12 protein-coding genes are annotated in these 12123 nt (G+C 44.0%); 5 read left to right on the top strand and 7 right to left on the bottom strand.

All coding sequences use genetic code 11. The features are described from left to right. Positions 1-7: 7 nt before the first annotated feature. The gene (locus P7F88_RS03580; protein ID WP_277821969.1) at positions 8-1885 is read right to left on the bottom strand and encodes a sensor domain-containing diguanylate cyclase; all 1878 of its coding nucleotides are present in this window, start codon (positions 1883-1885) and stop codon (positions 8-10) included. 209 nt (positions 1886-2094) lie between these two features. Between P7F88_RS03580 and P7F88_RS03585 the strand changes: the two genes are divergently transcribed. Both P7F88_RS03585 and P7F88_RS03590 read left to right on the top strand, forming a co-directional pair. Next, entirely contained in the window at positions 2095-2697 is a 603-nt protein-coding gene (locus tag P7F88_RS03585; RefSeq protein WP_277821970.1) for an HAD family hydrolase, read from the top strand. Positions 2698-2738: 41 nt separating this feature from the next. Then, positions 2739-3236 (top strand): HAD family hydrolase, encoded by a 498-nt coding sequence (locus P7F88_RS03590; RefSeq protein ID WP_277821971.1) that lies wholly within the window; start codon positions 2739-2741, stop codon positions 3234-3236. A gap of 34 nt (positions 3237-3270) precedes the next feature. On the opposite strand, the gene pyrC is transcribed toward P7F88_RS03590, so the two are convergent. Then, positions 3271-4299: a dihydroorotase gene (gene pyrC / locus P7F88_RS03595; protein WP_277821972.1), complete on the bottom strand. Its 1029-nt coding sequence runs from the start codon at positions 4297-4299 to the stop codon at positions 3271-3273. A 192-nt stretch (positions 4300-4491) separates the two neighbouring features. Between pyrC and P7F88_RS03600 the strand changes: the two genes are divergently transcribed. Continuing rightward, positions 4492-6312 (top strand): hybrid-cluster NAD(P)-dependent oxidoreductase, encoded by a 1821-nt coding sequence (locus tag P7F88_RS03600; RefSeq protein ID WP_277821973.1) that lies wholly within the window; start codon positions 4492-4494, stop codon positions 6310-6312. 52 nt (positions 6313-6364) lie between these two features. Here the strand turns inward: P7F88_RS03600 and P7F88_RS03605 are convergent, their stop codons facing one another. Beyond that, positions 6365-6703, bottom strand: a complete 339-nt coding sequence (locus P7F88_RS03605; RefSeq protein ID WP_277821974.1) for a hypothetical protein — start codon at positions 6701-6703, stop codon at positions 6365-6367. A gap of 112 nt (positions 6704-6815) precedes the next feature. Between P7F88_RS03605 and P7F88_RS03610 the strand changes: the two genes are divergently transcribed. Further along, entirely contained in the window at positions 6816-7352 is a 537-nt protein-coding gene (locus P7F88_RS03610) for a nicotinate-nicotinamide nucleotide adenylyltransferase (RefSeq protein WP_277821975.1), read from the top strand. Between the two features lie 191 nt (positions 7353-7543). Here P7F88_RS03610 and P7F88_RS03615 read toward each other — a convergent pair whose 3' ends face one another. Together P7F88_RS03615 and P7F88_RS03620 are read right to left on the bottom strand one after the other, a co-directional pair. After that, complete coding sequence (locus tag P7F88_RS03615) at positions 7544-7681, bottom strand: hypothetical protein (RefSeq protein WP_277821976.1); 138 nt, start codon at positions 7679-7681, stop codon at positions 7544-7546. Between the two features lie 59 nt (positions 7682-7740). Next, positions 7741-8151, bottom strand: coding sequence for a hypothetical protein (locus P7F88_RS03620; protein WP_277821977.1), 411 nt, complete (start codon positions 8149-8151; stop codon positions 7741-7743). Between the two features lie 210 nt (positions 8152-8361). Between P7F88_RS03620 and P7F88_RS03625 the strand changes: the two genes are divergently transcribed. Continuing rightward, on the top strand, positions 8362-9486 hold the full coding sequence (locus P7F88_RS03625) for a 1-acyl-sn-glycerol-3-phosphate acyltransferase (protein WP_277821978.1): 1125 nt from the start codon (positions 8362-8364) through the stop codon (positions 9484-9486). Positions 9487-9586: 100 nt separating this feature from the next. Here the strand turns inward: P7F88_RS03625 and P7F88_RS03630 are convergent, their stop codons facing one another. Together P7F88_RS03630 and guaD are read right to left on the bottom strand one after the other, a co-directional pair. After that, positions 9587-10810 carry a urate hydroxylase PuuD gene (locus P7F88_RS03630; protein ID WP_277821979.1) on the bottom strand — a complete coding sequence of 408 codons (1224 nt, stop codon included), beginning with the start codon at positions 10808-10810 and terminating at the stop codon, positions 9587-9589. Continuing rightward, the gene (gene guaD / locus P7F88_RS03635; RefSeq protein ID WP_277821980.1) at positions 10756-12123 is read right to left on the bottom strand and encodes a guanine deaminase; all 1368 of its coding nucleotides are present in this window, start codon (positions 12121-12123) and stop codon (positions 10756-10758) included. Before guaD ends, P7F88_RS03630 begins: the two co-directional genes overlap by 55 nt.

Genomic DNA, 12123 nt, shown 5'->3' on the forward strand with positions numbered 1-12123 from the left:
TTTAGGCTTACATCTTGTTGGCATGAACGGCCTGAGAGCGTCCTTGATCTTTCGCTTTGTATAATGCATTGTCTGCAAGTGTAAGCAGCTTATCGCTTGTAACGTCGCTATCTGGGTAGGTGGATATTCCCACAGATATACCAAGCTGCCCAAGTGAAAGACCTTTTAGATCGAGGTGCAGTTCTCGAACGCACTCTATGATGTGCTCAGCTAAAGTTATGGCTTTTTCTGCAGAAAAATTTGAACAAATAATTGCAAATTCTTCACCACCAAGTCGGCAGACTGGACAATGATTATTTGTAGAACGGTTGAGTAATGTGGCTATCTCTTTAAGAACGTAATCTCCAGCATCATGTCCAAAGTTATCGTTGAAGCGCTTAAAATGATCCAGGTCGAGTATAAGTAACGAAAGCGGATCTGCATTTTGATGAGCGGAGGCCCAATCCTCTTCAAGTTTCTGTTCAAAATATCTTCTGTTATAAAGACTAGTTAGCGGATCCCGCATTGCTTGAGCTCTTAGCTTTTCCTGTAAGCGAAGGTTTGCTAACGCAAGCCCCAAATGTTCCGCTAGAGTAAAAGCCAGATTTCTTGTTTCGGGGGATACAAGTTTATCGGTGCCTGTAAAGTAGAGGTGGAACAAGCCCACGGTGTTTCCGTGAGCCGTTAATGGGATGCACATTGTGGTGTTGTTTGCACCTGAATCAATCATATGATTGCAGCTCAAACTTTGGCTATCTTCATGTGAAATATGGAATTTGCCTCTGCGCATTGCCCAGCAATCGTGAGGTGAGAAAGTAGTTGCTCCTGGCCAAGCTTGTCCCCATTTTATTTCGACCTCGAGGAGATTCTGAGACTCTCGCATAATTGAGATGCAACCGGCCACGTTACCCATTATTCGCGGAACGATATCTTCGACGACCAGTTGTGCTTCGTTAAGGTTTTTACAGGCTGCCAGCAAATTAGCTAACTGGCGAAGTAGCTCAATCTCTCGGGTACTTTGGTCTATTCGTACCTGTTGTAACTGCTTCTCTTGAACAATTGCCTGGGTGATTTTTCGCTGACTAAACCATGAAGATGTAGCTAAAACACCCATAGAGCATGCCATTAACAGATAAAGAATGACCCGGAGATCGTGAGACATGTTGTGCAGAGAGGTCATTGGCATAGCCAGCCTGAGAATGTATACATTGCTATGGGGCTCATGCTCTTCCACATTAGTGTCATGGTCATCTGTATGAGATTCTGGGGCAACCTCTTCATGATCATGAGAATGGTTTGACTCGTCATCATGGCTGTGATGATCCACTTCCTCACCATGTTCGTGTTCAATCTCTTTCTGGTCGTGCTCAATAGCATGCTCTTGTTCGTTTAACTCGTCGTGGCTGTGATGATGGTCAGCGTGATCCTCGAAATATAAGGCATCATGTTCGTGATCGAATATTTCCAAACGTATTGCGGCATATAAATACTCCAAATTGGTATTCATACTTAAACGTTTAGCGATACCTTTTCCTGAGTTTAAGGCGGCGATAACTTCTGGTCGTGTGGAGTGGTCATCCAGATGGGTAATTTCATGTTTTGTCAGATTAGAGTCACCGAGGACTTTTCCGGATTCGTGGATAATGGTAAATCGTCGCTGTGTCGAGGATTGAGATAAATTATCCAGAAAGTCGTCTATTTCGTCGGGGGTGAAGTCGTAAAAATGGAGTTTGTCATCGACGACCTGGTGATTTACATCCATTAGCAGATCTAGCATGTAGTTACTGACGATGTCGGTTAGCCATTCGTCTAGAGTCCGGTTGTACAGGTAGCCTCCGAAGACAAAAGACAAGGCTAACGCAATGATTGGGAAGTAATGAAATCTGCTTACCCGGTTATTAGACATAACTCTACCTATGCAACAGTATTAGTTAATATCATAGTTGACGAATTGCTACATTTGCCACTTTGTTTTGTTACTGATGTGATAGCTATATAACCCATTACTGTAACAGTGATGCATATTCATAAAAAAAGTGCAGTACTGAAGTCTATTGAGTAACCAACAGAATGTGATACTGTCTTTTTAGATATATAACTGCAGGATTAAAGAGAATGACTATTGACCTATCGAAGTATAAAGGTCTGATTTTTGATATGGATGGAACGCTACTGGATACCATGCCGTTTCACCTGGATGCCTGGGAGCTAACCGCAAAAGCCTTTGATATACCTTTCGATCGAACCTGGATTCATAGCATGGGGGGCATGCCAAGCCCGAAGATTACCCTTGAAGTGAACGCGCGTTACGATCTTGATTTAGACCCTCAAGAAGTTGCTGGCTATAAGATGGCTCGTTTTGCCGAAATGGACGGCAGTGGAGAGGTGATTCCACACACATACGAAGTGCTTAAATCGGCACAAGGGAATTATAAGACAGCAATAGGCACCGGAAGTCCGCGCCAGAATGCGATGCGCCTATTGGAAGGACAAAACCTTGTACCTATGTTCAATACCATTGTTACGTCCTCAGATGTAGAGAATCACAAACCTAACCCAGATACTTTCTTGCTAGCTGCAAATAGGATGGATATAGCACCGTCAGAATGTGTTGTATTTGAAGATACAGAGCTAGGTAAGCAAGCTGCACACTCAGCTGGTATGGACTGTATTATGGTTGTTGGCAACGAATTTGAGTTCTACCCATTACCAAACTGAGAAATAGTTTAATTAATGAACGAAATACAAGGACGTATAAGATGAAAAACATATTGTTGTTTGATTGGGGAGATACCTTAATGGTCGACTTTCCAGATCAAAAAGGCAAAATGTGCAACTGGGATAGCGTAGAGGCAGTTGAAGGGGCTATGGAAACGCTAAAAGCTTTGTATCCTTCTAATTTAATCTATGTTGCTACAGGTGCCGCAGACTCAACGCCAGAAGATATTAAAGCGGCATTTGAACGCGTTGATTTAAACCGATTTATCTCGGGTTATTTTTGTCAGGATAATTTGGGATTACCGAAGGGAACATCGAATTTCTACCAGGCGATCATCGATAGGTTGGGTGTAAAGCCCGATAGAGTGACTATGATTGGTGATAATTGTACTAAGGATATTCTGTCAGCACTGGAGGCCGGTCTAAATGCAATCTGGTTTAATCCTGGTGGGAAAAATAGCGATACCGATCAGCGAGTGGAGCAGGTTGGCCACCTGAAAGAACTACGGTTTTTGTTTACAGAAACGGGGCAACCATAAGGTCACCCCACTCAGACAATATAGCGAAATGTGATTACTTCACTTTCCAGCTAATGGTTTCACCCGCTTTAATCGGAACAACGGTTTCAGAGCCGAAAGGCATCTCTTTATCTACTGACCATTCTTCTTTTACCAGTGTTATGGTGTCTGTGTTACGAGGTAGACCATAGAAGTCTGGACCATTGAAACTTGCAAACGCCTCAAGGTTTTCAAGTTTACCTGCAAGTTCGAATACTTCCGCATATAGCTCTAGTGACGCGTGGGCGGTGTATGAGCCTGCGCAGCCGCAAGACGTTTCTTTCTTTCCTTTCCCGTGAGGAGCAGAGTCTGTACCAAGGAAGAATTTTTTGCTACCGCTCGTAGCGGCTTTAACAAGTGCATCCTGGTGGGTATTTCTCTTCAGGATAGGAAGACAGTAGAAGTGAGGGCGAATACCACCAACCAGCATATGGTTACGGTTAAACATCAGGTGGTGGGCTGTGATAGTAGCCGCTACGTTATCACCAGCTTCCATTACAAACTTAACGGCATCTCCTGTAGTGATATGTTCTACGACAATCTTAAGCTTGCTAAAGCTATTTACGATAGGTGCTAAAACCGTATCCAGGAACACTTTTTCCCTGTCGAAGATATCAATTTCGTTGGTGGTTACTTCACCGTGGATAAGCAACAACATGCCAACTTCTTCCATCGCCTCAAAAACCGGATACATATCAGGAATAGAGGTAACGCCAGAATCGGAGTTGGTTGTTGCGCCTGCTGGGTATAGTTTTGCAGCGTAGACCTTACCGCTCGCTTTCGCCTTTCGGATCTCTTCTGGAGTGGTTTTATCCGTCAGATAAAGCGTCATCAGTGGTTCGAAATGAGGAGCTGGGTTTGCGGACATAATACGCTGGTGATAAGCCAGGGCTAATTCGGTATCAGTAGTAGGAGGAACGGTATTTGGCATAACAATCGCTCGGCCATTATATCTGCTGATATCACGGACTGTATCATTTAACACGTCTCCATCACGCAGATGTACATGCCAGTCGTCAGGTCGAGTAATCGTGAGAGTAGTCATTTAAGGAGCTCCTACATTAATTTAATTCTATCGGAGCCTAAGCGAAACGTGATTGGAGAGTATAAAACGCAAACGTTTACGCTTAGGCGACAGGATGATAGTGGAAAAACTTTACTATTGCATCACATTTATATGAGTGTTTTTCAAAAAAATCAGCCATAATCTTTAAAAAACAACACCCTCGGAGCAATCATGTCTGAATCAAGGTTATCTCAAATTCACGTGTACCCTGTTAAATCTACTAAAGGGGTCTCGCTTTCTAACTGTTGGACAGAAAAACAGGGGCTGGCGTTCGACAGGCGTTTTATGCTGGCAACTCCGGATGGCAGGATGGTGACGGCAAGAACACACCCTAAATTGGTATTGGTTCAGGTAAGCCTCGTTTCTAACGGTATTGTTTTGTCATATCCGAATAAGCCATCTCTAAGGTTAACGTACTCCGATTTTACAAAAACAGATGTAGAAGCAACGGTGTGGAGCGATACGTTTTCGGCTTATTCAACAACCATTGATGCAGACAGATGGTTTGGAGAGGTTTTAGGAGAAGAGGTTCAGTTCCTTTTTGCTGGAGAACAGTCAAACCGCTATCGTGAGAAACTAGGGCACAACGTTAGTTTTGCTGATGGCTATCCGCTTTTGGTTATCAGTAAGCAATCTTTAGAAGAGCTAAACCGACGTTGCCCGGAAGAACAGTTAATGTCTCAGTTCAGGCCAAATCTGGTTGTCGATGGGCCTGAGCCATTTATCGAGGATAGCTGGAAAAAAATTAAAATAGGTGAGGTGCTGTTCGAGGTACGAAAGCCTTGCGAGCGTTGTGTTCTTACAACTGTAGATCCTGCAACCGGAAAACCATCTGAATCAAAAGAGCCACTAGCGACGCTTTCAACGTTTCGCGCTAATGAGTCTGGCGGTACTTTCTTTGGACAGAATCTGGTCGCATTAAACGAAGGCATGATCAGCGTTGACGACAAGGTTGAAGTTCTTGAAACAAAAGTGAAAGAACAATACGTTGACAAGTCGCTAGATAAGCTCAAGTTAACGTGCGTCGATATCGAAGAAGTAGCGAAAGACTTTGCTACATACTGGTTAGAGCCCGTTCACGGGGTACTGCCTCCATACTTACCGGGTCAGCACTTACCTGTCGAGATTCAGGATGGCGAAGAGGTGATCGCGCGTCACTACACACTCTCTTCTAGTCCATCAAGGCCGGGGCGCTATGCCATTTCAGTTAAGCGAGTGAATGGCGGCCGTGTATCGAACTGGATATTAGACAACATTAGAGTGGGGGATGTGCTAGTCGCTGATACACCTCAGGGGGCGTTTTATCTTAATGAAAAGAGCGATGCACCTCTACTATTAATGTCGGCGGGTAGCGGCGTGACGCCAATGCTGTCGATGTTGCGTTATCTTGCTGATCATAATCAGATAAACAATGTGGTTTTCTACCATCAATGCAGTACCGCAGAAGATATCCCTTATCAGTCGGAGTTGGATGAGCTAAACCGCAAATTTGAGGGGTTAAAGGTTATTATCTCTCTTAGCCAGGCTCACCAGGAATGGGATGGTTTGAAGGGAAGGGTAGCGTTAAGTCATATCAAACAGATAACCGACCTGGAGCATCGTCAGGCGTTTGTATGTGGCCCTAGTGGATTTATGCAGAAGGCGAAAAACCTGTTGCTGAAACTAGGCCTAGATAAATCCAATTATCATCAGGAGATGTTTGGTGTCGAAGCTGGTCACTCAGTTCAAGAACCTAAATCAGTAACGCTAACGATAAATGGTGCTACCTTTACCGGAGATAACCAGACTCCCTTACTACTTCAAGCGGAGAAAGAAGGTATCTCGGTCGCCAATAGTTGCCGTGCTGGATTCTGTGGCGCTTGCTCTATGACATTGGAAGAAGGTGAGGTATCTCAGCCAGATGTGCCAGCGTTAACTGATTCAGACAGAATTAACGGTAAGGTTCTGGCGTGTTGCTGTGTACCAAAAACGGATGTCTCCGTAGTGTCTTAGGGTTGAAACGAGCTAATAATACGATTAGAAGCTACCTGATTACTTGAGGATATTAAGCAATCAGGTAGTACTCTTTAAAGTTTATGATCTCCACACTGCGTGAGGCGCTGACAATATAATCTGTCACACAGGTAATTACGTAGGAGTGATTGTTAGAAATAATGTCCCCAGCTTTAAGTAAACGAAGCGGCTTATCGCTGGTGGAACATATCCATTCTTTATGGGCGTTATCGTTCACCACCACTAGTACAATGTTATCTACTGCTGTCACTCTGGTTCCGTTATTTGCGGTCACGACAAATCGCTGACCAGACAAAATATGCTCGACGGTAGAACCAACTTTTAGCTGGGTTAGGGAGTGTGGGGTAATTGGGGCGCGTTGGTTGTTCATGTGTTATTGATATTAAAAAATTTTGGTTGAGAGTAGCAGTAGTAAGCCAATAAGTAAATCGGTGCTATACTAATGCGCTTACACAAATCTATTCGGTTAACTATCTCCTCAAATGACTAAGACCACAACGTCTCAAGAGAAAATCGCTGTCTTCGGCAGTGCATTTAATCCACCTAGTGCTGGCCATCAAAGCGTTATTGAATTACTTACGCATTTTGACAAAATCCTTTTAATTCCAAGTATTGCCCATGCCTGGGGAAAAGAGATGCTTTGTTATAAACATAGGTGTGAACTGGTAGATTGTTTTATTGCTGATCTTAAGTTAGATGGCGTAGAACGCTCTAGGGTGGAAGAGCAGATACACTCTCCAGGTGACAGTGTCACCACATTTGCCGTGCTGCAACAGTTAGAAAAAGAGAACCCGAATAGCGAACTTACATTTGTTATCGGTCCTGATAACTTTTTCAACTTTTCGAAATTCTATAAAGCGGATGAAATCGTTCAGCGCTGGTCGGTAGTGGCGTGCCCTGAAAAAGTAAAAATCAGAAGCACGGATATCAGGGTAAAAATTCAGGCCGGAGAAGATGTATCAGAGCTAACAACGCCAGGTGTTGCTGCATATCTGAAATCAAATGCGCTATACACCTAATCTCTCCCTGAACCTAGAGCATTAGTGCGGGATGCCTCGTTACCACGCTCTGCGTGGTAACGCATACCGTAGTTGAAATAATAGACTTAACGCACTAAAAAACTGAAAATTATTCCGGTGAAGGTTTGTATTCCGACTGATAACTTTAAATCTGATATGCATTCCCACGGGGACCGTGGGAACGAGTCGAGTTAAAGGCTATTACCTAAAATCAGTTTAGTGATCTGCTCGAACTGTTCATCAGAACCTGCGAAATAGTCTCGAATCACCTGTTCACGTTTTGTTCCTGACAGGATAAGTTTACGCGCTTCTCTTACCTTCATTGACAAGTTAAGTTCCTGCGAAAGTCCGGAACCAGACTCGTTATTCCACTGGCTAAATCTCTTCCCTAGAGGGGAGAGTTCAAGCCGGGGTTAAGCTCAACAATTTCATCACGAACAACTTGTAATAGGTTAGCGGTATGTTCAGGGCTGGCCGTTTTGGCTGCCAGCTTGTTCAAAATAGCACCAGATACGTTGCCCAGAGATACATAACCCGCCTGGCTAGAAAACGCGTCGGTTAATCTCACCGATAATTCAATCTTAGATAGAACCGAGTTTGGAAATATGGTCAGGGAAGTGAGGCAGTCTGCAGGGATCCAGAATGATTGGCCTTTTTCTATCGCATATTCGAACTTTTTGAGTTTAAAAAGCACTAAACCTTCATGTACGTGCAGCAGGCAATTTTTCAGTACCTTTTTACGAGGGGTTACTACGAGGTTTGTAGACTGCTCTTTGGTATATTCGATAGCGTAATTCATTCTGGCTCTCTTTACTTACAATCCCGAAACCCGGGGGCGCATAGAGTAACTTTTTTCCCGATAATTGCAACGGGGTCGATTTTATTTAGAAGAATAACACTATTAGAATTAGGGTTTCTGGTCTGACCTTGTAACATAAACGTAATCATTAGCTGCGTTGTTTACAAAGAGCGCGTAATATTGTGCCGATTTTGAAATACGAAGATTAAAATGACTGAAGTAAAAGACATATATAAAGAGATCCGTCCATATAATGACGACGAGATCCGTCCGGCCATTGAGAGACTGATCAATGACAGTGAGTTTATCAATGCCATCATCAAGCACAAGTTTTCAAACTACCCAACTTTGTTAAGAGCTTTGCTTTCTCCGGCAATAAAAGTATATCTGCGCTCTAAATGGGGAAAACTGTCTTCAGTACATGATGTGCAATTAGAGATAGAAAAATACCTGAGTCGTATTCTTGATACCACAACGGATGGTGTGACTTATTCTGGTCTTGATAGTCTCGATACTGGTGTCCCTTATCTTTTTGTCTCTAACCACCGCGATATCGCGATGGATCCTGCGTTGGTTAACTTTGGGTTGCACCACAGTAAACACAAGACGGTGCGTATCGCTATCGGCGATAACCTGCTGAAGAAGCCTTGCGCTACCGAGTTAATGAAAATTAACAAAAGCTTTATTGTGAAGCGTTCGGCTAAAGCGCCACGAGAGCTGATGAAAGCACTCGGTCAATTATCCGGCTACATTAAGCACTCCCTTGATACTGGTAACTCCATCTGGATTGCACATAAAGAAGGCCGCGCAAAAGACGGTAATGACGTTACCGACCCAGCGATTCTTAAGATGTTCCATGTCGAAGGGCGTAAGCAGAAAATCAGCTTCGCGGAATATATCAAGATGCTAAGAATAGTTCCTGTTGCTATCTCCTATGAAAACGATCCATGTGATTTAGCGAAAGCAAATGAGCTATTTCAAAAAGAGACCAAGGGCAGTTACGAAAAGTCTGAGTTTGAAGATATCGACAGTATTGTTAACGGTATTCTTGGCTACAAAGGCAAAGTACACGTAGCGTTTGGTGATGTTATTGATGGTGATTTCGAAACGCCTGAACTACTTGCCGATGAAATAGATAAGCAAATTCATGCGTTATATAAGCTTTATCCTATTAACCTGCTTGCGGCGGAAGAATCTAACGATTCCATTACCGAAGCAACCAAAGCGGCTTTGGATGAGAAGTTAGCTGTTTTGCCTGAAGCGGCTCGCGACTACCTGATGGATATGTACGCAAATCCGGTTCGCCGAAAGATGGAGCTGGAAAGCGGAATCTAATTGGCTGTGCTCTGGATCTAGGATCAAGGGGTGAAGCATTGAATAGAAAAAGCCTGACTTAGAAAACTGAGTCAGGCCTTTTTTGTCTTAACAGGTTATTTTAACGGCTTAGATGTTGTTTTAACTGCAACCTCTCTTCATCCGTCATCTCAGTTTTGTTTAAGAACGGCATATCACTGCTCTCTACTGAACGGGCAAGTATTCTTGGTGCCCAGCGTTGAATATCTTCCCATGTATCAAATATTGCACCGCTCGGTGCAACGGTGAATACATCATCGGTTGGAGACTGACTATGGCAGCTTACACAACGTTTATCGATAATCTCCGCGACAACAGTCTGAGCCATATCGCTATGAGCGTTTACAGTGGATTCCGCTGATTCTACTTTTACTTCCGCAATAGCAGGTGTTTCCTTGGTTGAAGGCCAGCTTAGAATACCTGCTAATATAAACATCGCAACGCCACCAGAGACCAGAACAGATGGTTTGGTTTGTCCTGAATGTTTTAGGTTAAAGTAATGTCTAATCCAGGCACTGATAACCATCACCAGCATGGCAACCAGCCAATTATGGGCATGCTGATAAATCATCGGGTAATGATTACTAATCATCAGGAAGATTATCGGCAACGTAAAATAGTTGTTATGTATTGAACGTCGTTTCCCTTCCAAACCCGGTGCTGGGTCAACCGCTTCGCCAGCGGCGACTTGAGCGACCATCTTCCTTTGACCCGGAATTATCTTATGCCAGACGTTGTTGACCATAATCGAACCGATCAGAACGCCCATATGAATAAATGCACCGCGGCCACTAAAGGCCTGGGTGAAACCATAAAAGAAAACGGCTCCAGACAGGATAATTGCTGTCAGAAATAGCGCTTTGGATTGTGCTAGAGGAGAACGTAAAAGCAATTCATACACCACAACACCAAGAACTACTCCGCCAATCCCAATACCTATAGCCTGAGAGGTGGTTAACTCCATTATTCTCGGGTCTATCAGGTACGCCTGAGCATTGAAGTAATACATCCAGATAAGCAGGACAGTACCGGTAATCCAGGTGGTGTAAGCCTCCCATTTAAACCAGTGTAGTTTTTCGGGCATCTGTTCAGGGCCAACCTGATACTTAGCAACTTCATAGAAACCGCCGCCATGAACGGCCCACAGGTCTCCTTTAATTCCTTTATCTTTTTTCCATTTTGGTGGTGTCTCTAAGCTATTGTCTAACCATGTAAAGTAGAAGCTGGCACCAATCCACGCGATTCCACAAATTACATGGAACCATTTGATAAATAGCGCAATCCATTCGTAGAAGTGTGGCCACATACTTTAGCTTCCTTTGAGTAAACGAGTTTTCCATTAACATACGTGCGTTCAATCGCACGGTCATCGCTGAGTGTTGAGATAGCAAATAATTGCTCTTTTAGTGTTTTACAGCGAAGTAAACGCTGTTGAAGAATGGGCGAACCCATAAAGTCCAGTTCGACAAAATCGGCTTCTGTCCCCGGATTCAGGTTACCAACCAGGTGATCTATGCCCATTGACGCTGCTGCACCTTGAGTACATAGATATAGCGACTCAAAAGGATCCAGGCTGGTGTGTTGTAGCTGACAAATCTTGTAAGCATCTGCCTGATTAGCAAATAGACTCAGGCTGGTGCCGGCACCAACATCGCTCGCCAGAGATAGGTTGATGCCGCGCTCTTTGGCTTTTGCGTAGTTAAACAGCCCACTACCCAAAAAAAGGTTAGAAGAAGGACAGAAACTTATAGTCGCTCCACTCGATGAAAGCACATCGTATTCTCTCTCTTCCAGGTGGATCGCATGACCAAATAGCGCTCGGTCACGAACCAGGCCGTTGTTCTCATATACACCAAGGTAGTCCGGACTGTCAGGATAAAGCTCTTTAATCCACTCAACCTCGCCAAGGTTTTCGCTCAAGTGAGTCTGAATGAAGGTGTCCGGGTGTTCATTTGCTAATTTACCAGCCAGAGCAAGTTGTTCCGGCGTACTGGTTGGAGCAAACCTTGGGGTAATGGCATACATGGCTCGGCCGTTGTTGTGCCACTTTTCAATAAGCTCTTTACTTTCTCTATAGCCCGATTCTGGTGTGTCTCGCAGATATTCTGGGCAGAAACGATCCATCAATACCTTGCCGCAAATCATCCTTGCGTTAATGGCTTGAGAAGCGTTGAAAAACGCATCAACAGATTGAGGATGAACGGTCGCAAATACGCTAGCGGTTGTTGTGCCGTGAGCCATCAACTGATTGACGAAAAACTCCGCCTGAACTTTGGCGTATTCCTCACTAGCGAACTGTTTTTCCGTCGGAAACGTGTATTCATTTAACCAGTCGAGTAGCTGTTTGCCAAAACTGGCGATCATCTCTATTTGAGGGAAATGCACATGGCTATCGATCATACCGGGTATGATCAAACCTTTATGTTGCTCTACGCCTCCATAGTTTAAAAGTTGTTGGTTGTGAGGGTGTTTAAAAAACTCCGCAGCTTCACCAATGTGGGCTACTTTCCCCTTTTCTACTACCAGTACGCCGTCACTATAGTAGCTGTAGTTTTTCTCCGGCGAAGACGTGGTTTTAGGGAAGTGAAGAATACTTCCTCTGTGAATCTGTCTGTCCAT

Source organism: Vibrio hannami, assembly GCF_029589055.1.
Lineage (GTDB): Bacteria > Pseudomonadota > Gammaproteobacteria > Enterobacterales > Vibrionaceae > Vibrio > Vibrio hannami.